The sequence below is a fragment of the Nocardia tengchongensis genome, assembly GCF_054781395.1.
The window spans coordinates 45,395-67,936 of sequence record NZ_BAAGUM010000019.1; the positions used below are offsets into that span (position 1 = coordinate 45,395).

18 protein-coding genes and 1 tRNA gene are annotated in these 22,542 nt (G+C 69.8%); 14 read left to right on the top strand and 5 right to left on the bottom strand.

All coding sequences use genetic code 11. The features are described 5' to 3' along the window. The first annotated feature begins 15 nt into the window (after positions 1–15). From ACYVKL_RS35810 to ACYVKL_RS35850, 9 genes are all read left to right on the top strand, one after another. A complete protein-coding gene (locus ACYVKL_RS35810) occupies positions 16–1,383 on the top strand; it encodes a hypothetical protein (protein ID WP_379172764.1) in 1,368 nt (455 codons plus the stop codon). A gap of 22 nt (positions 1,384–1,405) precedes the next feature. Next, positions 1,406–2,926 carry a DUF8176 domain-containing protein gene (locus ACYVKL_RS35815; protein WP_379172766.1) on the top strand — a complete coding sequence of 507 codons (1,521 nt, stop codon included), beginning with the start codon at positions 1,406–1,408 and terminating at the stop codon, positions 2,924–2,926. 3 nt (positions 2,927–2,929) lie between these two features. Then, on the top strand, positions 2,930–3,802 hold the full coding sequence (locus ACYVKL_RS35820) for a MinD/ParA family ATP-binding protein (RefSeq protein ID WP_379172769.1): 873 nt from the start codon (positions 2,930–2,932) through the stop codon (positions 3,800–3,802). Between the two features lie 488 nt (positions 3,803–4,290). Then, a complete protein-coding gene (locus ACYVKL_RS35825) occupies positions 4,291–4,875 on the top strand; it encodes a hypothetical protein (protein ID WP_379172771.1) in 585 nt (194 codons plus the stop codon). A 17-nt stretch (positions 4,876–4,892) separates the two neighbouring features. After that, positions 4,893–6,551, top strand: coding sequence for a cutinase family protein (locus tag ACYVKL_RS35830; RefSeq protein WP_379172773.1), 1,659 nt, complete (start codon positions 4,893–4,895; stop codon positions 6,549–6,551). Beyond that, positions 6,548–7,657 (top strand): DUF8176 domain-containing protein, encoded by a 1,110-nt coding sequence (locus ACYVKL_RS35835; RefSeq protein WP_379172775.1) that lies wholly within the window; start codon positions 6,548–6,550, stop codon positions 7,655–7,657. Before ACYVKL_RS35830 ends, ACYVKL_RS35835 begins: the two co-directional genes overlap by 4 nt. Positions 7,658–7,893: 236 nt before the next feature. Further along, positions 7,894–7,966: transfer RNA gene (locus tag ACYVKL_RS35840), tRNA-Gly, on the top strand. Positions 7,967–8,059: 93 nt separating this feature from the next. Then, positions 8,060–8,365 carry a hypothetical protein gene (locus ACYVKL_RS35845; RefSeq protein WP_213561281.1) on the top strand — a complete coding sequence of 102 codons (306 nt, stop codon included), beginning with the start codon at positions 8,060–8,062 and terminating at the stop codon, positions 8,363–8,365. A gap of 154 nt (positions 8,366–8,519) precedes the next feature. Continuing rightward, positions 8,520–9,893, top strand: coding sequence for a sigma-70 family RNA polymerase sigma factor (locus ACYVKL_RS35850; RefSeq protein WP_379172777.1), 1,374 nt, complete (start codon positions 8,520–8,522; stop codon positions 9,891–9,893). Positions 9,894–10,019: 126 nt separating this feature from the next. Here the strand turns inward: ACYVKL_RS35850 and rox are convergent, their stop codons facing one another. Then, a complete protein-coding gene (gene rox / locus ACYVKL_RS35855) occupies positions 10,020–11,447 on the bottom strand; it encodes a rifampin monooxygenase (protein WP_379172779.1) in 1,428 nt (475 codons plus the stop codon). Between the two features lie 187 nt (positions 11,448–11,634). Further along, positions 11,635–12,600 carry a hypothetical protein gene (locus ACYVKL_RS35860; RefSeq protein WP_379172781.1) on the bottom strand — a complete coding sequence of 322 codons (966 nt, stop codon included), beginning with the start codon at positions 12,598–12,600 and terminating at the stop codon, positions 11,635–11,637. A gap of 317 nt (positions 12,601–12,917) precedes the next feature. Here ACYVKL_RS35860 and ACYVKL_RS35865 point away from each other — a divergent pair, with 317 nt between their 5' ends. Together ACYVKL_RS35865 and ACYVKL_RS35870 are read left to right on the top strand one after the other, a co-directional pair. Further along, complete coding sequence (locus ACYVKL_RS35865; RefSeq protein ID WP_213556534.1) at positions 12,918–14,150, top strand: MFS transporter; 1,233 nt, start codon at positions 12,918–12,920, stop codon at positions 14,148–14,150. A gap of 8 nt (positions 14,151–14,158) precedes the next feature. Continuing rightward, entirely contained in the window at positions 14,159–14,695 is a 537-nt protein-coding gene (locus ACYVKL_RS35870) for a GNAT family N-acetyltransferase (RefSeq protein WP_379172784.1), read from the top strand. A gap of 18 nt (positions 14,696–14,713) precedes the next feature. On the opposite strand, the gene ACYVKL_RS35875 is transcribed toward ACYVKL_RS35870, so the two are convergent. The 3 genes from ACYVKL_RS35875 to zapE form a co-directional block, all read right to left on the bottom strand. Further along, the gene (locus ACYVKL_RS35875) at positions 14,714–16,531 is read right to left on the bottom strand and encodes an ABC-F family ATP-binding cassette domain-containing protein (protein ID WP_379172787.1); all 1,818 of its coding nucleotides are present in this window, start codon (positions 16,529–16,531) and stop codon (positions 14,714–14,716) included. 320 nt (positions 16,532–16,851) lie between these two features. Next, entirely contained in the window at positions 16,852–17,655 is an 804-nt protein-coding gene (locus ACYVKL_RS35880; RefSeq protein ID WP_379172789.1) for a tyrosine-protein phosphatase, read from the bottom strand. A gap of 146 nt (positions 17,656–17,801) precedes the next feature. Beyond that, positions 17,802–18,824, bottom strand: coding sequence for a cell division protein ZapE (zapE, locus tag ACYVKL_RS35885; RefSeq protein WP_379172791.1), 1,023 nt, complete (start codon positions 18,822–18,824; stop codon positions 17,802–17,804). A gap of 139 nt (positions 18,825–18,963) precedes the next feature. On the opposite strand from zapE, the gene ACYVKL_RS35890 reads away from it, so the two are divergent. From ACYVKL_RS35890 to msrB, 3 genes are all read left to right on the top strand, one after another. Continuing rightward, a complete protein-coding gene (locus ACYVKL_RS35890; protein ID WP_379172793.1) occupies positions 18,964–20,526 on the top strand; it encodes an alpha/beta hydrolase in 1,563 nt (520 codons plus the stop codon). 259 nt (positions 20,527–20,785) lie between these two features. Beyond that, positions 20,786–22,072 (top strand): glycosyltransferase family 87 protein, encoded by a 1,287-nt coding sequence (locus ACYVKL_RS35895; protein WP_379172795.1) that lies wholly within the window; start codon positions 20,786–20,788, stop codon positions 22,070–22,072. A gap of 10 nt (positions 22,073–22,082) precedes the next feature. Then, positions 22,083–22,541: a peptide-methionine (R)-S-oxide reductase MsrB gene (msrB, locus tag ACYVKL_RS35900; protein WP_379172797.1), complete on the top strand. Its 459-nt coding sequence runs from the start codon at positions 22,083–22,085 to the stop codon at positions 22,539–22,541. Position 22,542 lies beyond the last annotated feature (1 nt).

Consider the following 22,542-nt stretch of genomic DNA (forward strand, 5'->3'; position numbering starts at 1 on the left):
TCGATCCTGTTATCGATGCTGCCCATCGCGCTCGTCGCGGGCCAAGGCGTGGCGATCGCCGCCCCGGGGCAGCCTGGGCTGGCGGTGCCCGGCGACGGGCAACCGGGGCTGAGCACCCAACCTCCGGCGCCCGCGGCACCAAGTCCGGCGGATTACATTCCGGACCCACCCATCCCGGCCCCGAACCGGCCGCGGCCCAAGCAGCAGACGACGCCGCAGCAGGACACGATCATCCAGCCCAAGGCCACGCAGCCACAGGCCGACCAACCGCAGTCGACACAGCCGGATGAATCAGTAGTCAGTCCACCCGAAGTCATTCCCGCCGACCCGCACAAACTGCGGGTAGGCACTGGTCGGGTCGAACTGCCGGATTGGATCGACACAAAGACACGAGACAAGGCCCAGGCCTATCTCGATATGGCGGAGTGGCAGATCGCCGCCGCCTATGACCGAATGGGCTTCTCCCGCGACGACTCCGACCGAATGGCGGCCTCGAGCTCGATGGGCGCGCTGGTCGGCGCCGGAACCATCGGCATTGCCGCACCCGCCGTGTTGGCCCCTGTTGGTTGCGGCGTCGGCGCAGTGGTCGGAGCGCTCGCCGGAGCAGCTATCGCCGGTATTCCGACCGCCGGGATCGGAGCACCCGCGGGCGCGATCGTCGGCGGCATCGCAGGATGTGTCGGCGGTGGTTCTCTGGGCGGACTCGCCAGCGTTCCACTGGTTGTCGGAGGTGGTGCTCTCGCCGCGCTTGGGGCAGGTGCGCTCAGTGGAGGAGACGCGACACAGCCAGCGCCTCCCGCTCCCCCAGCCCTGATCGATACTGCTGCGCAAGTGCCGGGTTCGGATCCGGCGGCGGGTTCGCCCGGGGTGCAGCCGGTTTCGGCGGTTGTCGCGCTGCCCGGGGTGCCCGCGCCGATCGCGCAGGTGATCGCGCCCGCGTTGCAGCAGGTTGCCGCGCTCGGGCAGCAGGTCGCGCCGATGGTGCAGGCTGCGGCCCCGGTTGTGCAGCAGGTGGCTACGACGATCGAGCAGCAGGTTGCGCCGGTGGCGCAGGGTGCGGTTCCCGTTGTGCAGCAGGTCGCCGCCACGATCGAACAGCAGATCGCGCCCGTCACGCAGGCGACGCCCGTGGTCGAGCAGCCGGTGGAGCAGGCTCCTGTGGTGGAGCCGGTCGCGCAGGCGGCTCCGGTGGTGCAGCAGGCGGTCACCGAGGTGGGGCAGCAGGTGGCGGCGGCGGTGCCGCAGGCCGCGCCCGTGGTGGAGCAGGTGGTGGAAGGCGTGAACACGCAGGTCGATTCGTTCCGCGCCGCGGTGGCGCAGATGCCCGCGATCACCCCGGAAGCCTTCATCGCCGCCCTGCAACCCGCCCCGTCGGGCGCGTGACCGAAACGACACGGATGACGCCGTGACCGCAGACAACGACGCCGGCAGCGAATCCACCCCCGGCCACCTACCGCCCACCCACCACGAACCCCACCCCGACGCCACCACCGCGTCCCCCGACCCCGCCTCGGCCCACCCCGACAGCGACTTCCTGCGGCTCGAACCCAGCCCGCCCCAACCCGACTCAGCCACCCCCGAGTCCGGCACCGCCGGGCCCGAGTCTGCTTCCCCCGCAGCGGGCCACGCGCTATCGCAGCCCGACCCGACGTCACCTGCAGCAGGCCACGCACTGTTAGAGCCCGACCCGACCTCCCCTGCAGCAGGCCACCCGCTGTCAGAGCCCGACCCGGCAGGCAGCCTCCCGCTGCCGAAACTCGGCGCGGCTCAGCACAGACGCGGCCCGGTTCCGACCGAGCCGGACGCGCCCCGACCCAAACCGCGTGCGTCACAGCGCAAGCGCGATTCGATGCCGTCCGGGGCCGAACCCGAACAGTCGGCGGAGGGCGCGACTCGTTCGGGGCAGCATGCGGTCGATGCATCACTGCTCGAAGTCACCACGGTTCGCGGGGCATCGGAGACCGTGCGGCACGAAGCGAGTAGCTCGCGCGTCGAAGCCACGACGCCCAATTCAGGCGCAGGCCCGCGCGAATCCGCTTCCGGCTGGAACGAATCCAGCGCAGACAGCCGCGGGCGTGATCGGCGGGAGACCGATCGTGGTCGGCGGGCGGGTGATGGGAATCGGCGGCCGGTGATGCCGGAGATCGCGCCTGTCGGCGTGCCGTCGGAGCCGGCACCCGTGGAGGTCGCGGGGTGGGCGTCGTGGCTCGAAGAAGGGGCCGTTGCCCAGGCGGTCGGCGAGAGGCGCGACACGGGCGAGGTCGACTTCTGGCGGGACGCGGAGGATTTGAGGGCCGAGGACCCGATGGCGGCGCTGGTCGACGAGGCGCGGCGACGGGCGGTGCAGACGCAGCGGCGGATGCGGATCCGGGCTCGCGCCTTGGCGATTGCCGGTGTTTCGCTGGCGTTGGTGGTGTTGGCGGGGATCGCGTGGCTGGTGTCCTCGCTCGGTGATTCGGACGGGTCGCAGGCCGGTCCGGCGAGCACCTCCGCAGGGCATGCCGCTGGCGCGGCAGGGACGAGTACCGCGAACGGGAATCAGCCCGGGATGACGACGTGGTGCCCGGCGATGGATACCCCGCAACGGGTGAGCGGGGCCGGGGCGGGCAACCTCACCAGCGGGCCCGGGATCATCATGCGGCTCGAATACGCATGGTATGTGCTGCGCGACACCGCGGCGGTGCGGTCGGTGCTCAGCGCCGACGCCAAAGTCGCGCCGGAACAGGCCACCCGCGACGCGATTTCGGCGACACCCGCCGGAACCCAGCACTGCGTCACCATCACCAGCGCGGACACCGACCGCTGGAACGTCACCGTCGACGAGAAACACCCTGACGGGACGCAGACCTCGTGGCAGCAGGTCATCACCACCGCCACCCGCGACGGGCGCACCGACATCACCTCGATCGTCGCCGGAAGCCGGTGAGCCATGGTCGATATCGACGATCGGCTGCGCGCCGCCGAACCCGCCGACGGGAATTCGCGGGAAAGCGAACTGAACCGGCCGGGGCCCGCCGGATCACCCACCGACGGGGTGCCGCTGCGGGGCGGGCGCGGGCAACTGGTGCGCGCGGCCGTGCCCGCGGCGCTCGTACTGGGCGGGTCCGGGGCGTCCGGGGCCAGCACCACCGCGCTCGGACTGGCCGCCGCGGCGGCGGTGGACAGTGAAGGCGACGTGTGGCCGGTCGTGGTCGATGCCACGCTCGGCGGCGGCGACGTGGCCTTGCGCGGATGCGACAACGCCGCACCGGTGAGCTCGCTGCAGAAGTGGCTCGGCACAGCCGATCCCGGGTCGGCGTCGAGCGTGGGGGCCTGCTCCGGACAGACCTCGACCGGAGTGCGGGTGCTGGCCCGGACACCGGACCCGTTGCCGCGCAGAGAATCACTGATCTCGGTGGCGCGGCATCTCGAAACAGCCGGGCTGCTGGGCGTTTTCGACGCGGGCGCACCGGTCACCAGCCGGCTGGCCGCTCCCCTGCTCTCCGATCCCCGGGTCGGGCTGGTGATCACCGTGGCGGCGCGACCCGACGCCATCAACCGCTTACAGCCCGCACTGGCCTGGCTCGACGAGAACTTCAGCGAATTCGTCGTGGGCGACGCCGTCATCGTGCTCACCGAGCAGGTGCCCGGCGCGGCCGCCACCGTCATCGACCACGTACGCACCCACCTCGGGTCCTGGGTCCGCGCCGTCGTCCAGATCCCCTTCGACCTCCACCTCGCCACCGGCGGCTCCATCTCCTGGCACCGGCTCACCGCCGAAACCCGCGACGCCTACCTCACCCTGCTGGGAGCGCTGCGATGACCAGCACCCGGACCCCGGCCACCCCATCGCCACCACCCGGCCCACGCCCGCAACCCAGCCCCACTCTGCAACCCACCACAGCGCAACAGAACACCACGACACCGCCGCCCACACCGCAACAGAACACCGCGACGCCACCGCCGACACCGCAACAGAACACCGCGACGCCACACCTGTCCGCCGCATGGCAACCGCGAGGCGCGGGCGAATGGCGCACCGGCAGTGCGCTTCAACCGCCCAGGCCCGACACGAGTCAGCCTCCCGCGCCCCGCACGAGTCACTCGCCCCAGCCCCACACAACACAGCCACTCCAGCCCCACACAAGTCAGCCACTCCAGCCCGACACAAGTCGGCCGCCGGAGCGTACGGGGCAGCAATCGGTGGGAACCGCGCAGCCGCAATCCCCCAGCCGCGGAGAGCTTTTCGAAGCCGTCGAGCCGACTCCGCCGACATCGGCCGCGACACCCGTCCCCATGTGGCATCGGTCCGTGCCCAATCGGCCGGCGCGGCCGCCACTGCTGTGGCTGGTCGGCGTGCACGGCGGGGCCGGGGTGAGCAGTCTGGCCGCGAGCCTGCGGTGGGCCGGGGACGCCGGACAGCGGTGGCCGGCGCGGATCGGGGCCGGGGCGGACATGGATTCGCCGCTGGTGGTGTTGATCGGGCGCAGTCACCTGCGCGGCGTGAACGCGCTGCACCGGGCGCTGCTCGCGCATCAGGCGCAGGCCACGCCCGTCGGCAGCGCAGTGGTGGGGGTGCTGACGGTGGCGGATTCGGCTCGGCCGCTGCCGGTTCCGGTCGCGCAGCGGCGCGAGGAGATGGAAGGACTGGCCGTCGAACTGGGGGCTCGCACCTGGCGGCTGGGATGGCTCGAACAATGGCGGGCGCTGGAACCCTACGAAATGGCGGCCTGGGATCCCGCCGCCGGCGTCTCACCGATGGACGAAGGGGATCCCACCCGCACTCCCCCGCAACCGGTTCGGCTCCTCGCCGAGCAGATCCTCACCGCGGCAAGGATAGCCGGGACGCGGATCACCGAACGCGCGCAACACGGCGCGGAACCAGCCAGTCCATGACCTGAACGAGGTGCGCCATGCATCGAAAACTGCTGCCCACCGGATGGTTCCGGAGCGCGGCGCTCGTGACCGCCGCCGTCTGCGTCGTGGCGACAGCGGTCGCCGGACCCGGCCTGCTCGGCCCGGCGACGGCCCGCGGCGGGCCGCCGGACACCACCGTGCCCATCGACAAATGCCCGGCCCTGTTCGCACTCGGCATCCAGGGCACCGGCGAATCCTCCCCCGACGCCGCCGTCACCACCGACACCGGCATGCTGTCGGAAGTGTTCCGGCCCATGATGGCCGAGGCCGCCGACGCCGGACTCGTCGACCGCGCCTACGTGCCATACGAGGCCTCCTTCGGCGGCGTGATCGCGGTCTCCACCACCACCTACACCCAATCGGTGAACGGCGGACTGGAGCGACTGCGGTCCATGGCCAAACAGGTCGTCGACCGATGCCCCAACGCGCGGCTCGCCATCGCCGGATACTCACAGGGCGCGCACGTGGCCTCGGTGTTCGCGCAGGAAGTCGGCACGGGCAAGGGCACGGTCCCGGCCGAGAAGATCGCGGCCGTCGCACTGTTCGGCGACCCCAACCGCAATGCCAACGCGCCACTGTTCCCGGGCAAACCTGATCAGAAACTGCCCACCGCGGCGCCCGGCACCGACGGGAAAACGGTGGCGGCACTGGGTGATCCGCCCGCCACCAAAACCGCATCCGGGGCGGGCATCGCACCCGACAGCAGCACGCTCGAGAACTTCGGATCATTGGTCGGGCGGGTCGCCGAATTCTGCACCGAAGGCGACCTGGCCTGCGACACCCCCGTCGGCGCACCCCTGGTGCGGACCGTCGCCAATATCGCGGGGCAGGTGGAGATCTCGGGCGGCGACCCGATCGGGTCACTGAAGTCGATCGCCGAGGCGCTGGCGTTCACCTCCATCAAGACCGCTACCTCCGTGGTGAACAAGGACATCTCGGGGACCTCGCTCACCGACCTGTCCTACCAGCCACAGAAATCGATCTCCCAGCGCATCGCCGACGCCTCCAACCCGTACAACCAGGTCGACATCCCGGGCGCGTTCCAAGCGCTGCTCAAGGTCGGCACCATCGCCATCAACTCGATCGTGGCCGTGGTGAAAGACATACTGACACCGGGCAATATCGCCGAGATCGCCACCGCCGGGCTGGCGAACCCGATCGCCGGACTGGCCGTGTTCGGGGCCAAACTGGTCGGGGCCGCCGCGAACCTGGTGCCGCCCACCACCATCAGCAGGCTCACCACCCAAGCCTTCTCCGCCGTCACCCAGAACGTCACCGACAACAAGGATCTGCTCGACATCACCACCTGGGTGCGGTACTGGAACACCGCGCAGAAACACGACTACAGCCACGCCCAAGGCGCGGGATTCGGGGCCAGCCCGACCGACTGGGTGGGCAAATGGTTCGCGGCGGTCGCCCACGACCTGTCCGCGACCGCCACACCCGGGGCCACACCCAGCGGGGGTAGCGACAAACCGAGTGTGGGAATGGATTTCGCGGGCACCACCGCGACTACCACGGTCGTGCCCGGCGGACAGTTCCCACTCGGCGGCGGCACCACACCCACCAGCGCGGCGGTGACCGTCACGCCCAGCGGTACGCCGAGTAGCGCGGCACCGCTGATCCCCAACCTCAGCCCACAGGCGACGCCATGAGCACCACCGAATCAGGATCGCGCACAACAGGATCGGGGTCCGAGCCGGTACGGCCACCGGACGACGAGACCTATACCGGCAGCTGGGCGGACTGGATCACCGGGCGGTCGGGGCCGGTCCCGGCGAATCAGGCCCCGGCCGAAGGGGACTACTACGACGACTACGACGCGGACGACTACGACGACGGGTACGAAGAAGACGAGTACCAGCCGCGTCACGCCGCCGAAGTCGACGAGGAACGGCCCGAGCCCGGGCGGTCCCGGTCCTGGGCCACCGACACGCCGTATCAAGCCCCGGTGGCCCAGCCCGCGGCGGTGTCGCGCACCCGGACCGCGCACGATTCGGTCCGCGCGCAAGCCGCGTACGACTCGTTGCGCGACCGCGCGACAAGCGACTTCGCACCGACCGAGGATCGACGATCGTCGTCGTTCGGATTCCCGGCCGAACGCAGGCCATTGAAGCGACCGCCCCGTCCGGCGCGATCGGTGCCCCGGTTCCGGCTACCCGCCTCGGGACCGCGCGGGTGGGCGGTTCCCGCGCTGGGAGTCCTGGCCGCGGTCGTGGTGACGGCGGCCATCGTCGTACAGATCGCCAAGGTCAGCGAGGGTGACGACCCGCGCGCCAAAGCCGCGGCCACCACCTCCGCGCCCGCTCCCGCCGCCAGCGCGCCCGCCACCACCCCTGCCACCGATCAACCCGCGGGCGGACTGCCCGCGGGCCTGTGCCCCAACGAGGCCAAGGGCGGCACCGTGCGCGGGAACGGGCCCGGTAGTACGAAGTCGGGGCCGGACGCCATCCTCGCGCTGCAGAATCGCTACTACGTCGACCGATCGGGCAAGGCCGTGCGGGAGATGTACGCGCCCGACGCGCCCGCGCCCACGGTCGAGCAGATCCAGGCGGGTATCGACTCCATCCCGGTCGGGACCACCTACTGCGTCCAGATCATGCCCGGGCCCTTCGACGGGCAGCACATCATGGTCGTGACCGAACAACATCCCGACGCCACCAAACGGACCTGGGCGCCGCAGCTGGTGATCACCACCAGGTTCGGCGGGGCGACGCTGATCTCCGCGCTGGTGCCGATGAACGAGGACACTCCGAAATAGCCGCGCCGGGCCAGGTCGCCGAGCCGGGACCGGCCGGCTCAGCGCGGGAGCCGGGTGTAACCCCCCGGACGTGCTCGTGCGCGCGGCTGGAGGCAGGCGCTCCCGCAGACGCGCAGGTGAAGGGCTGTTGACGCATCGGGAACTCGGGGTTTGCCAGGCGTTTTGGAAATGCGCGATGGATGGGCTAGTGTTCTCTCTCGCAGCCGGACGGGCGGAAACGCCGGAACGGAAGCGATGCGGATGTAGCGCAGCTGGTAGCGCATCACCTTGCCAAGGTGAGGGTCGCGAGTTCGAATCTCGTCATCCGCTCAACAACACAACGAAAGTTGTTCTTGCGCACTAGATCTGGCGCACATTCCCGGGCATGTCGGCTCGAATTCGCGGTACCTTTGCAGGGTGACCATGTTGCTCAGCGCCTTCCACGACACTGTGCTCTCCCAGTACGATTTCGCGTCTTCCCAGCTCGCCCAGCTCGGTAACCCGACACCGGAGACACCCCCGGTAGCGGACAAACTCATGAAACTGGTGCGCTACTTCACCTGGTTCGTCCTGCTCTCGGGCGTCATGGCCATCACCTACGCCGGCGGCCGGTTCGCCTGGGAGAAGTGGTCGGGCAGCGGGCTCGCCTCACCGAAGATGGTGGCGGGCGCCATGATCGGCGGCATCGTCGCCACCAGCGCGGGCACCATCATGAACGCCGTCCTCTGAGCCACAGCCACACCACCCGGACCGGGGCCGCCACGCGCGGCCCGGACCATTCCCGGGACACGCAGTCCGCCCCCGTTGCGCGCGTGCTGCACCGACTGTCGGTAGGCCCCGCTACGCTCGTCGAACAGACTGGCGAACACGGGTAGGGGCCGCCTTGACCACGAGCGACGCACGCACCGCGCGCACCCCGCTGCGCGACGACCCCGCAGACGGGGTCGACTTCGGACTCGAGCACGTCCACGAAGTGCTGGCCGACCTGGCCGCCGAGGTGGCCGCCGACCGGCCCCGCGACGCCGAACTCATCACCTGCCGCCTCGGACTGGACGGCGAGAACCCCGAAACCCTGATGCTGCTCGGCGCCCGCTTCGGCGTATCCCGGGACCGCGCGCGGCAGCTCTACACCCGCGCGGTCGGCACCATGCTGCGCCAGACCCTCGCGACCGGCCAGACCGACCTGTCGGTATTCGCCGACCGCTACCCCGTCGGCCGCAGCGACGAAGCCCTCGTCCGCACCCTGCTCGCCGAAACCTATGCCACCGACGGCGACATCGCCGCCCAGGACTGGTCCTACCTCAAACTCCGCCTCGCCGGACACGACCTGCAGGACGCGAAACGCCTGGCGGGCTTCGTCTTCCAGCGCATCGCCGGCTGGCAGCAGAAGGGCCGCTGGCACCTGATGCCGGTCCCGTCGCACGAGGACGGCACCCGCGCAACAGAATCCGGGGCCGCGCAGGCATCCGACGACGGCGCGCGACGGGTTGACCCCGCAGCGCGAACTGCCGATACCACGGCAGGCCGGACGACCCGCGCCGCAACGCAACGCCCGGCCGATGCCGCGGCCGGGCGAACGCCCCTCAGCGGGGCGGGGCAGGGCCCTGCGAGTGACGGGGCCGACGACGTCTGGGCCGCGTGGCTGCGCCGCGTCGAGTGGCCCGAGGGCGGCACCCCGGAGGAGCTGCCCGCGCTCCCCGCCGGTCGTCTCGACTACGACGACGACAGCCGGGGTCGCATGTACGCCGAAAAGCTGGGCCGTGAAGTCACTTTCGACACCGCGTTGCAGGCCCGGTTGCTGCGGCTCCTGGACACGAGTCCCCAGGTCCAGTCCTTCCGCGAGCTGCCCACCGCCGTCACCTACGACCTGGATGGCAGCGAACGCGTCCACTACCCCACCGCCGCAGCCACCTTCGCCGACGGTCGCACCGTCCTCATCGACGTCCTCCCCCTCGCCCACACCGCCCTGCACCCGCAGCGCACCCGGGCCGCCGCCTCCCGCGCCCACGCCCACTCCCTCGGCTGGGGCTGGCTCACCTGGACCGGCAGCCGCCACGGCATCCCGGAACTGTTGTCCCGCAAGGTGGATGCCCACCACGAGTCCACGCTGATCAGCCGTCTATCCCGCGGCCCGCTCACCTGGCCGGCCCTCGACACCTTCCGCACCGAGACCGACCTGACGCTGCTGGACCTCGCCGCCCTGGTCCACCGCCACGACTGGAAATGGCACCGAGGCCCATTCCGCCTCACCCGCTGACCTTTCGCAGCCCGGGCGCGGATCAGCGTGACGCCCAGCCGAATTGGGTGGCGGACGACGGCGGAGCAGCGCACCCGGGATCCGCGGAGCGTGGTCGCGGGCCAGGCATCGGGGGATGCGGGTGGGTTAGTTGGTTGCGGCGCCGAACCAGCGCGGCAACGCCGCGAGGAGGTCCTGCTGGTCCGTGCCTGCCCAAGCGATGTGGCCGTCCGGGCGGAGCAGGATGGCGGGGGCGGGGATCTGCTCGGTGACATCGACGACGTGGTCGACGCGGTTCGACCAGCCTGCCACCGAGAGGTCGCCGGTTCGGTCGAGGAGGAGGCCGCGGCCCTGGTGGAGGTGCTCGTAGAGGCGGCCGTCCTTCAGCGGGATGTCGCGTTGGCGGCGGCCGATGAGGTCGTTGTCGGAGGCGAAGTCGTAGCGGATGTCGAGGGCTGTCACCTTTTCGACGAGGAAGCGGTGGACGTCTTCGAAGTTCATCAGTTGGGTGAGGAGGCGGCGCATGGCTTGGGGGCCGGGGTCCAGTAGGGAGAGTTCGGTTTGGACCCGGGTGTTGTCGAGGACGTCGGCGGCGACCGGGCGGCGTTCGGATTCGTAGGTGTCGAGGAGGTCGGCAGGGGCCCAGCCGTTGACGGCGGCCGCCAGTTTCCAGCCCAGGTTGAAGGCGTCCTGGACGCCTAGGTTGAGGCCCTGGCCGCCGGTCGGGGGGTGGACGTGGGCGGCGTCGCCCGCCAGGAAGACGCGGCCCACGCGGTAGTGGTCGGCGAGGCGGGTGGCGTCGCCGAAGCGGGAGAGCCAGCGGGGTGAGTGCGCGCCGAAATCGGTGCCCGCCAAGGCCCGGAACTGGCGTTTGAGGTCTTCGAGGGCGGGTGGGATGTCGCTGTCCTCGGCTACGCCCTCGGCGGGGGCGCCGATGCGGAAGACGCCGTCGCCGAGGGGGACCGCGCCGAAACGCTTGTGGGTCTTGTGGACTTCCATCACCACGGCCATCACCTCCTCCTGCGGGGCGGTGAGTTCGACCTCACCGAGGAGGGTTTCGATGCGGGCGGGCTCGCCGGGGAAGGCGACGCCGAGCATCTTGCGAACCGGGGAACGGCCGCCGTCGCAGCCGACCAGGTAGCGGGCGCGCAGACGGGTGCCATCGGACAGGTCCGCGGTCACGCCGTCGGCGTCCTGGGTCAGACCGGTCACCGCGCAGCCGCGCCGGAACTCGACGCCCAGCTCGACCGCGTGCTCGGCCAGCAGACGATCGGTGATCGGCTGTTGCAGACCCAGCACGAACGGGAACGAGGTGTCCAGGCGCACCGGATTCGGCGGGGCGATCCCGGCGAAGAAGCGGCTCGCGTCGTGCTGCGCGCCGAGCGCGAGGAAACGATCGGCGATACCGCGCTGATCCAATATCTCGATGGTCCGCGCGTGCATACCCATCGCCCGCACCACCTTGGTCGGCTCGGGATCGCGCTCGATCACGACCGCCTCGACCCCCTGCAACCGCAACTCCGCCGCCAGCATCAACCCCGTCGGCCCGGCCCCGACAATGATCACATCGACCATGAACGCCCTCCTGATTTCCGCAGGTCATCGCCTTACGGTCGATGATTGTGCGGCACACCCGGGGCCTTGCCGCAAGCCCCCCACTGCGATATATGTTGAAGGGGGAGGGGAATTCAGGCACGCATTCCAGCGTCCGCACGTGCGGCGGCCACCACCCTTGCTCGGCGGCCACGACAGCCAGAGCCGGTTACTTCAGGACGAGTCCCGCGGCGATGAACGTCACGATCACCATGACAGCGAACCAGGTGATCAGCTGCCAGTGCATGATCGCGGACTTCTGGGCGGCGACGGTCAGGCGCAAGGTGGCATCCACGCGATTGTGGTCGGCGATCCGGCGGCGGGTCTCGGCAAGGTCGTCGGACTGTTGCTGGGCGGCGATCTCGGCGCGTTCCAGGCGGTGCGTCATGCGCAGCAACTGTTTGGTCTTGTCGCGGGTGGCCTTGCGGGCCAAGGCCAGCGCGGTGCGCTGATTTGTGATTTCCTGACGCTGGCGTGCGATCACCGCGGCCTGCGTCCGGGTGTGTCGCTCCCAGTCGGTCACCGTCGCCCATCCTCCCGTGTGTTCGTCGCGGCAGCCGAACGCTATCTCGGCAGCCACCCAGCCTGTGACGAATTCTCCCAGTTCGCAGGCGGATTGGCGGGCCGTCACCACACCACCCGGCCCGGAGACCAGCAATCCGCCGGTGACACGATATTCGCGGCCGCTCGCGGCGAAGTCGTCGAGGCCCAGTGCGGGCAGCTGCGCGGTCCAGAAACCGGGCGGGCAGATCCAGAGGACTTCACCGCAGCCGCCGGTCCGCAGCTCGGCCGTGATCAGCCGGGCACGCATCAATTCCGGTGGGGCGCTGGACACCTCGATGGCGCAGGTGCGATCGCCCTTGCGCCACAACACATCCACGGTGTGCCCGCCGACAACCGCACCCAGCCGCACGTCCTCGGCGCCGGCGGCGAGCAGCTGCCCGCGCAACCAGAACTCGAGTCGTCGCACATCCCGGCGGCAGTCCGCGCAGTCGGTTTCCCGGCACCGCTCCCCCGCCGCGTGGCCCTTGCCGTCGGATCCCGGCGAATCGGCAACAGCCGCCACAGGATTCGCGTGCGGAACCGGATCGGCGAGAGCCACCGACCGGTCCTGACGACCATCCACTCGCCTCATGCTCACAAGATCACCCCAGCCACCACACTCACCGCAAGGACCGCTTCCGCCTCATCGGAAACCACCAGCCCGTGCCGTCACTTCCAGAGTGCCGCAGCACAGGCACCCACCGGCAGGAAAGCGACCAGATTCGTTACGCAACCGCGAGCCGCGTGTGATCAAGTGCGACGCGGATCGTAATCGTCGACTGCGATGCCGAGACCGATCTTCGCACCCCGAACATGATCGTGACCAGCCACGCCCCGACCGGTCCGTCCGCGATGCCCCCCGGTGATGTCCGGGATGCCCGCTCGCGCCGCCGCCGCTACTCTTTCGAAATGCTTCCGCCGCAGTCCCCGAACCCGCAGCTCAGCGCACTACACCCGACCCTGAGGGCGGCGCGCGCCGCCAACTCGGTGGCGTTCGCGCTGCAGGGGTTCTTCCTGGCCGTCATCCTCACCGAACTTCCGCAGCAGAAGGACAAATTCGGGCTCACCGACGGCCTGATCGTGGCCTCGGTCGCGATGATCTCGCTGCTCGCCGGGGCCGGCAGCATCACCGCCGAGCGGATCGCGCTGCGCTGGTCGAGCCGGACCGCGCTGCGGATCGGGCTGGCATTGATCGCGGTGGCGGGCGTGGCGATCGCGGTATCGCCGAACAAGATCGCGCTCTTCGCGGCGCTCGCGGTGTACGGCATCGCGCTGGGCATCGTCGATGCCGGAACGAACATGCAGGCGGTGTTCATTCAGCACGGCTATGGCCGCTTCGTGCTCGTCTCGTTCTATGCGGCCTGGAGCGCGGGATCGATCGCGGGCGCGCTGCTGGTATCGGCGTTCGAGACGCTGGACGTGCCGCTGACGATCTCCATCCTGATCGCCGCCGCGGTGGTGCTGGCCGGGTGCCTGGCCGCCGGGCCGCGCCTGCTGGGCACCGACGAGGCCGAAGCCGGTCCGGCCGAACAGGAAACGACCAGTTCGGTGCCAGTGCGCATCTTCTGGATCTTCGGCACGGTGATCGCGCTCGCTTTCGCCATCGACCTCGCGGTCGGCAACTGGTCGGCGCTGTACCTGAAGGACGAACTGCTGTCGTCCTCCCGGACCGCCGCGCTCGCACTGGCCGCCTATCAGGGCGCTTCGATGCTCGGCCGCCTGACCGGCGACCTGTGGGTGCGCCGCTTCGGCCCGCGCACCGTGGTGCGGACCGCCGCCGCGGTCGGCTCGATCGGCCTGGTGATCGTGGTGTCCGCACCGGGACCGGCGGTGGCGATCCTCGGATTCCTGGTCGCCGGAATCGGCTTGCCGGTGATTGCGCCGTTGTGCTTCAGCGAAGCCGGGCAACTCACCAGTGGCCGCGACCTCGACGCGCTCATCGCGCGGCTCAACCTGTTCAACTACGCGGGCACCCTGGTCGGCGGCGCGGTGGTGGGCGTGCTCGCCGACGCCGTGAACATGCGGGCCGGATTCGCGATTCCGCTCGCCTTCGCGGTGCTGCTGATCGGGTTCGCGCGTGTCTTCCACCCGCGCGCCACCACCGCCCCCTCGCCCACCGAACCCGCGGCGGAGCCTGCTTGACTGGACGCATGAGCGACGCCGTAGCAATCGAACCGGCGGTCACCGACGATGCCGGCGAACTCGCCGCCGTCGCCGCCGTGACCTTCCCCCTGGCCTGCCCGCCCGGATCCACGCCGCAGGACCAGGCCGAGTTCATCACAGAGGTGCTGTCCGCGGACCGGTTCCGCGAATACCTCGCCGATGCCGACCGGATCGTTCTCAAGGCGGTGCTCGACGGCGCGATCGTCGGCTACGCGCTGCTCAACGCCATGCCGCCCGCCGACCCGACCGTCGCCGCCCTCATCACCCAGCGCCCGGTCGCCGAGCTCAGCAAGATGTACGTGCTGCCCGGCCAGCACGGCAACGGAGTGTCCGCCGCCCTGATGCGCGCCGCCCTGGACGCGGCGCGCACCGGGGGCGACAGCGCGGTGTGGCTGGGCGTGAACCAGGAGAACGTGCGCGCCCAGCGCTTCTACGGCAAGCACGGGTTCACCGTCGCGGGCACCAAAACGTTCACCGTCGGCAGCCAGCTGCACCACGATTACGTCATGCTGCACCAGTTCTGACCGACGGCCCGGCCCCGATCACGAAGCACCCGAGGGCAATTCGATACGGCGGCCCTGGAACCGCTGCCGCATCCGGCGATCGTGAGTGACCAGCACCACCGCGCCGGTGTAGCCGTCCAAGGCCTGCTCCAGATCCTCGACCAGGCCCGGGGACAAATGGTTGGTCGGCTCGTCGAGCAGGAGCAGATCCACCGGATCGGTAACCAGACGGGCCAATTCGACCCGGCGGCGCTGCCCGTAGGACAACTCCCCCAGCCGCAGAACCAAATCCGCTGGACGGAACAGCCCGAGCGCCAGCAGCGCATCGGCATGCTCGTCCGGATAGCCCACCCGCCCGGCCGCGAACGCGTCCAGCACCGTCTGATCGGCCGAACCCACCGATTCCTCCTGCCGCAGATGCCCGACCCGGCCGCGCACCGTGACCGCACCGGAGTCGGCGGCCAGCTCACCGGCCAGCAACCGCAGCAACGTGGTCTTGCCCGCACCGTTGGGGCCGGTCATCAGCACCCGATCGGCCGCACCGATCCGCAGGCCGTCCATCCGCAGACGCCCGTGCACGACAACCGAACTCACCTCCGCGACCGGCGGCATGGCCGTCACGTTCGCCGCGTCCGGCTGGGCTTCGAGCGAACACGGCACGCCCGGCACGATGTCCGCCACTGCGGCCTGCGCGTCCGACAATGCCGCTTCGGCCGCGCCGCGAGTCCGCCCTTCGCCCGGTACGACGCGGGACAGGCCATCGACCACACCGCTATCCGCCGCGAAGGGCAGCGGGGCGGCCGGGACGAGACCGGCGAGGTCGGCGGTGAAACGGAGCGGATCCGGGGGCGGGGCAATGGGATTGGTGGTCAGGCGGGACACCCTTTCCTTGGCGTTGCGGATACGGGACTGTGCGCCGTGGCCGCGGCTGCGGGTCCGGAAGGGACCCGCGGCGAAGACCGCGAGCGGCAGCTTGCGCGGAATCGAATCCAGGCGAGCGACATTCGCCTCCGCGAGGCGGCGACTGCGGGACAGTTCGGTGCGCCAGCGGTCGTACTCCAGCCGCTGCCGGTGGCGCTGGGCCGCCTTGGCGGTGAGGTAACCGGCGTAGCCGTTACCGTGGCGGGTCACCGCGCCCGCGTCCACCTCGAGAACCGTGTCGGTGATGCGCTCGAGGAAGACACGGTCGTGCGTCACCGCGACCACGGTGCCGCGGTGTTCACGCAGGTGACCCTCCAGCCATTCGACCGCGTTGTCGTCGAGATCGTTGGCGGGCTCGTCGAGCAGCAGCAGTTCCGGCGCGGCGGCCAAGGTGGCCGCCAGTGCCAGACGCCGCCGCTGACCACCGGACAGCGTGCCCAGCAGGCGATTCCGGTCCAGGCCCGGCAGGCCCAGACCGTGCAGGCCCGCCTCCACCCGGGCGTCGACGGTGTAGCCGCCACGCGCCTCGAAGCGGGACACCAGGTTGGTGTACACGTCCAGACGACGCCCGAGCGGCCCGGGCGCCACCAGATCGGCTTCGGCCGTGCGCATCCGGGACTCCAGGTCCCGAATATCACTGAGCGCCAGGTCGATTGCCGCGCCGACGGTGGCGGTGGGCGGCAGCTCCAAGGTTTGCGCCAGGTAGCCGATGCCGCCCGCCGCCTGCACGACGATGTCACCGTTGTCCGGCTCGTCGCGACCGGCGATGAGCCGCAACAGAGTCGACTTCCCGGCGCCGTTGTCGCCGACGATGCCGACCTTCTCACCGGGCCGGACGGACAGACTCACCGCGTCGAGGACCACACGATCGGCGTAGCGCTTGGTGACGGCGGACAGGGTCAGCTGGGATACAGCGGAGGATTGGAGGGTAAGCACAGGGGTCTCCTGTTCTGGCTCGGCAAACGAGCCGGTTCGTTGGGGAGCCCACGCGAAATACGGTCGCCGACAGGCGACTACACGCCGATGAACAGCGGAGAAGCGTGGGGAGGAATCGCGGCGGAGCAGCTGCTCAACGCGGCGAAACGATCACAAGAAAAGGAAACCGAAACCCATGAGGATTGGAACGGTATCGGGGAGGCGGCGCGGCCGTCAACCGCTTTGATCGGGATCACATCAGCGCGCAGATACAGAAGAGCGCCGGGCGACTGTGTCGCCCGGCGCTCTCCGTCGAACCGAATGAGCCATGAAACGCCTTGTCAGGCGAGCATTTTCGCCTTCAGCGCGGTGATGTCGGCGTCGGTCAGCCTCAGCCCGTCACGCACGTAGGCGTCGAAGCTGCCGTAGCTCTTGGTCGCCTGGTCGAAGGCCGAGTCCAGCGCCGAGGCGGTGACGCCGTTGAGCATGTCGCCGTCCTTGGCGCCCCGGTAGTAGTTGGACAGCAGGTAGTCGTAGTAGACCGTGTCCTTGTCCACGCCCAGGATGGTCAGCAGCACCGCCGAGGTCCAGCCGGTGCGGTCCTTGCCCGCGGTGCAGTGGAACAGCACGCCGCCCGGGTTGTAGGCGATGTCGCGCAGCACGTTCGCGAAACCCTCGTTCGCGCCGGGCGCGGTGATGAAGGCGCTGTAGAGGGCGGTGCCCGCGGACAGGGTGGAGGCCAGCACTTGCGGCGGGGCCTGGCCGATGATGTCGTCGTGGTGCTCGGTGGCGCCGGCGGGCACCTTGTCCCGACCCATCAGCTGCTCATAGCTGGTGCGCAGGTCGTGGACGGAGACCACATTGTCGGCGGTCAGCTTGGCCAGATCGGCGTCGGTGGCCTTGCTCAGTTCGCCGGTGCGGAAGACCAGGCCGGTGCGCACGGTGCGGCCGTCGACGGTCCGGTAGCCGCCGGCGTCGCGGGCGTTGAGCACCCCGGTCAGGCCGAGGGCGCGGTTGTCGGTGTTGACCAGCACGCTGCTGGTGGCGGCCGGCGGGTCGGCGGCGAAGGCGGTCGCCACCGAACCGAGACTCGCGGACAGGGCGATGGTGACCGCCGCGGCGGCCTGAACAGCACGGTTACGCAAGGTGGGGCTCCCTTCCGGGGCCGAAAACCGAATTCGACCCGGTTTTGGCTGACCACCGAAATCTATTACCCCGGCAAACTATGAAAGCCACCGGGGTGGGCAACGCCCGGGATCTCGCAGGAGACCCCGAGCCCACCGGAACCGGATCAGGCGTGAACCGGAGCCTCGAAACGCGACAGCGCCAGCAGACGCGAGATCGCGCGCAGGTACTTCTTGCGGTAGCCGCCGTCGAGCATCTCCTGGGTGAAGATCTCGTCCAGCTTCGCGCCCGACACCGTCACCGGGGTCCCGGCGTCGTAGAGCCGGTCGGCCAGCACCACGATGCGCAGTGCGACAGCCTGATCGGTGACCGGGTGCACGCCCGAGACGTACACCGCCGACACGCCGCTGATCAGCGCGCCGTAGCGGGACGGGTGCAGGGTGCTCAGGTGCTTCAACAACTCGTCGAAGTCGTCGAGCGTGGAATCCGGTGTGGCCGCGGCCCGTTCGACCAGCAGCTCCTGCGAGGTCGGCTCCGGGGCGGGCGGCAGATCGCGGTGCCGGTAGTCGGGGCCGTCCACGCGGATCGGCTCGAACAGCGAACCCAGCTTCTTGATCTCACGCAGGAAGTCCTGCGCCGCGAAACGACCCTCACCCAGCTGACCCGGCAGCGTGTTCGAGGTCGCCACCACCGACACGCCGCGCGCGGTCAGCTCGGTGAGCAGCCGCGAAACCAGCATGGTGTCGCCCGGATCGTCGAGCTCGAACTCGTCGATGCACAGCACGCTGTTGGCCGAGAGCCGCTCCACCGCGTTGTTGAAGCCCAGCGCGCCAACCAGATTGGTGAGCTCACCGAAGGTGCCGAACGACTTCGGGTTCGGCACGCTGTGGAAGATCGAGGCCAGCAGGTGGGTCTTGCCCACGCCGAAACCGCCGTCGAGGTACAGGCCGATACCCTGCACCGGCTTCTTCTTGCCGAACAGGCCCTTCTTGTCCGCGGCCTTGCGCAGCTTGGTGACCTGATCGGCGAACAGCTCGGCCTTCAGCACGGCCGCGGCCTGCGAAGGCTCCTTCGGATCCGGGATGTAGGAACCGAAGCTCACCTCGTCGAAGGTGGGCGGCGGAACCATCTGGGCCACGAGCTGGTCGGCCGGAACCTCCGGGTGGCTGTCGACGAGGCGTTTCTGCACTGCGTCAGCCTAGATCCGCCCCCGCGTGGGGCTTTACGCAGCGTATGCCGAATGCGATTCAGCTCACAGATCCCAGCCGATGAGAACGCGCCCGCACCCGAGGCTGAAACCGCGTGCCCGACCTGGCAGGCTGTAACGCATGCGCTGGACTCGGGCCGCTCTGCTGGCGTCGACACTGTCGATATTGGTGACCACCGCCTGCGGGGCCGGGCCGTCCGACCGGCCCGCCGTCGCCGTGGAACACCCGCACCAGGGCGGCGTCGGTCCCAGCACCGCGCCCGCCGACACGCCCCCGCCCGCACCCGAGGTGCCGAAGGTCGAATTGCAGTGGAAAGACTGCACCGCACCGACGTTCAACCTGCTCTCCCTCGGTGCGCCGCCGCAGGGGCTGGTGCTCGAATGCGCCGAATACCCCGCACAGATCGACACCGGCGGCAACGTGGCCGGCATGTTCAAGAACGCGGTGGTGCGCGCCCGCTACGACCGGACGCCCAAAGACGCCGCGCCCCTGATCCTCACCTCCGGATCCGACCGGTCCTCCACCGCCACCCTCGCCGGACTCGCGGCCGGGCCCGCCAGCGCACTGCTGGCCGCGCGACCCATCATCGCGGTGGACCGGCGCGGCATCGGCAGTTCGGTGCCGGTCAGCTGCATGACCGACCCGCAACGCCGGACCCTGGCCGACCAGGCCCAGTTCACGCGCGGCACGACCGATCCCGTGGACGCCATGGCCAACGCCGGCCGCGAAGCCACCGTGGCCTGCCTGGACTTCCTGGCCCCGGGGCAAGGCATGTACGACGCGCCGCACGCCGCCGCCGACATCGAACAACTGCGCAAGCAGTTGCAGGTGGAGCACCTCGCGCTGCTGGGCTCGGGCACCGGCGCGAACGTGGCACTCAACTACGCGCGCATGTACGGACCGCACCTGGCCCGGCTGATCCTCGACTCGCCGCAGGCGATCGGGCTCGACGCCAACGGGCGCGCCGAACAGCGCGTCAGGGGCCAGGAGGCCGCGCTCACCGCCTGGGCGCAGCGCTGCGCCTCGCTGAACTGCTCACTCGGACCCGATCCGCGCGCGACCGTCATCGACCTCACCAACCGGGCAGCGGCCGGCCAGCTCCCCGACCTGTCCGCCGCCGCCTTCGTGACCACCCTCAACGGCTATCTGGGCGACTCCCGCACCCAGGGCAACCAGCAGATCACCGAATTCGCCGATGCCCTCACCGCACTCGGCAAGGGCGACCGCGGCCCGATCACCCCGTTCGTGCTGCGCGCCGCCGCCGCGATCGCCACCGACGGCCAATTCGTCAACCGCTGCACCGACAACCACGAGCCCTCCACCCCCGACCGGGCCAGGGAACGCGAAACCACCTGGGCCACCCAATATCCGATCTTCGGCAAGGTCGCCGCCATCGACCTGATGGCCTGCTCGGCCTGGCCCGCCGCCTCCCCCATGGCCCTGCCCGACAAACTGAACCTCCCCGTCCTGGTGATGGGCGGCAGCGCCGACCCGGTCACCGGTCAGGACGGCCGCCCCACCGTCACCGGCGCCCTCGGCACCGCCGGCGCCCGCACCGCCACCGTCGTCTGGCAAGGCTGGGGCCACCCCACCGTCGCCCACTCCGGCTGCGCCCAGCAGGCCCTCGCCGACTACCTGAAGGACGCCAAGCTCCCCGCCGACGGCACCGCCTGCCCGGCCTGACACAAGGGCCGAGCGTGGCCACCGGTCCAGCCTCCCGCCACAGGAACCGCCTGCGAAAGCGGCCATTCCGCGTATGCCAACGCGACAACTGATCTCGCAACGTTCGGGGTAACTCCTCGGGTACGCCCGAAATCGGTTCGGCTCCCACCGCCGGCACGGATGCGAAACGGTCGGCGGCACCCGAGCCGCCCGCTGAATATTCGGGGAGGCGGGGGAGTCGGCGCATGTGTGAAAGGGGCTTTCGGTGTACCGTGCCCGAGTGTTCCTTCGCCAGCTCGAGCCCCGCACCGCTCGCACCACATCCGAAGTATTGAGCTTCGCCCTGTGGCCGTTCGCGATACTGACCGTGCTGAACCGGGTGTTCATCAAGGCTGTCAACGGGTTCATCACCGACGACTTCCGTCCGGTGTACAACGCCTCGCTGGCGTTCCTCAACCATCACGCCATCTACGGCGAGAACTACGACACCACCGACCCCCACTACCTGTACCCGCCGAGCGGGACGCTGCTGATCTCGCCGCTGGCCATCCTGGACCCGGAGAAGTCGCGGTGGGGGTTCATCCTGGTCAACGCGATCGCCATCCTGCTGGCCTGGTATCTGCTGCTCAAGCTGTTCGACTTCACGCTGAAGTCGGTCGCGGCGCCCGCGCTGCTGCTGGGCATGTTCGCCTCGGAGACGGTGACCAACACGCTGGTGTTCACCAACATCAACGGCTGCCTGTTCCTGTCGATGATGGTGTTCATCCACCTCATCCTGAAACGCAAGGACCTGTGGGCCGGTGTGGCGCTGGGGCTGGCGATCGCGGTCAAGGGGCCCCTGCTGGCGCCGCTGTTGCTGATCCCCCTGGTGCGCGGGCAGTGGAAGGTGTTCATCACCGCGCTCGGGATCCCGGTGGCGCTCAACCTGATCGCCTGGCCGCTGATCGTGGACTTCAAGCAGTTCTGGTCGCACACGCTGCCCTACCTGACCGAGTCGCGCGACTACTTCAACAGCGCGATCGTCGGCAACGGCGCCTACTACGGCGTCGCCGACTGGCTGGTCTGGACCATCCGGATCACCATGGCCGTCATCGTGGCGCTGACGCTGTGGATGCTGTACCGCTACTACCGCGACGACGAGGTGTTCTTCGTGTGCACTTCCGCGGGCATCATGATCACCGCGACGCTGCTGCTGGGCTCGCTGGGCCAGATGTACTACTCGATGTACCTGTTCCCGCTGCTGATGACCGTGGTGCTGCCGAACTCGGTGATGCGCAACTGGCCAGCCTGGGTCGCGGTGTTCGGCTTCATGTCCTACGACAAGTGGCTCTCGGACCGCTGGCAGCACCCCGGCCGCGTGGTCGAGTACCTGCGCACCACCTTCGGCTGGGGCCTGCTGCTCATCGTCGCGTTCTGCGTGCTCGGCGACCGCTACCTGGCCGCCAAGCGGGAGGGCCGGCTCCAGGTCGGCAAGTCCCTGGACCCGGCCTGGATGCACCCCGAACGGGACATCACCGAACCCGAGCCGGTGCTCGCCCCCCGGACGAAGGCGACCGCCTCGTACTAGCGTGGAGCCCATGAGTTCCGACGCCGAACCCACCACGGACGCGACCGGCATGCCGGTTCCGCGGATCCAGCTCACGCCGCAGGAGTGGCGGACCAAGCTGACCCCCGACGAATACCGGGTGCTGCGCGAAGCGGGCACCGAGCGCGCGTTCACCGGCGAATACACCGACACCGAGACCGAGGGCGTCTACTCCTGCCGGGCCTGCGGCTCCGAATTGTTCCGCAGCAGCGAGAAATTCCATTCGCATTGCGGCTGGCCGTCGTTCTTCGATCCGGCGCAGTCGGACGCGGTGGTGCTGGTGGAGGACAACTCCCTGGGCATGCGACGCGTCGAGGTGGTGTGCGCCAACTGCCACAGCCACCTCGGGCACGTGTTCGAGGGCGAGGGTTACCCCACGCCCACGGACAAGCGCTACTGCATCAACTCGATCTCCCTGCGTCTGCAGCCTTCGGAGGATGCCGCCGGCTGAG

Coding starts and splice junctions, on each gene's coding strand:
- ACYVKL_RS35835 (WP_379172775.1), top strand. CDS start 6,548: ATGAGCACCACCGAATCAGGATCGCGCACAACAGGATCGGGGTCCGAG.
- rox (WP_379172779.1), bottom strand. CDS start 11,447: ATGGTCGATGTGATCATTGTCGGGGCCGGGCCGACGGGGTTGATGCTG.
- ACYVKL_RS35830 (WP_379172773.1), top strand. CDS start 4,893: ATGCATCGAAAACTGCTGCCCACCGGATGGTTCCGGAGCGCGGCGCTC.
- ACYVKL_RS35870 (WP_379172784.1), top strand. CDS start 14,159: ATGAGCGACGCCGTAGCAATCGAACCGGCGGTCACCGACGATGCCGGC.
- msrB (WP_379172797.1), top strand. CDS start 22,083: ATGAGTTCCGACGCCGAACCCACCACGGACGCGACCGGCATGCCGGTT.
- ACYVKL_RS35860 (WP_379172781.1), bottom strand. CDS start 12,600: ATGAGGCGAGTGGATGGTCGTCAGGACCGGTCGGTGGCTCTCGCCGAT.
- ACYVKL_RS35865 (WP_213556534.1), top strand. CDS start 12,918: ATGCTTCCGCCGCAGTCCCCGAACCCGCAGCTCAGCGCACTACACCCG.
- ACYVKL_RS35820 (WP_379172769.1), top strand. CDS start 2,930: ATGGTCGATATCGACGATCGGCTGCGCGCCGCCGAACCCGCCGACGGG.
- ACYVKL_RS35810 (WP_379172764.1), top strand. CDS start 16: ATGCTGCCCATCGCGCTCGTCGCGGGCCAAGGCGTGGCGATCGCCGCC.
- ACYVKL_RS35845 (WP_213561281.1), top strand. CDS start 8,060: ATGTTGCTCAGCGCCTTCCACGACACTGTGCTCTCCCAGTACGATTTC.
- ACYVKL_RS35890 (WP_379172793.1), top strand. CDS start 18,964: ATGCGCTGGACTCGGGCCGCTCTGCTGGCGTCGACACTGTCGATATTG.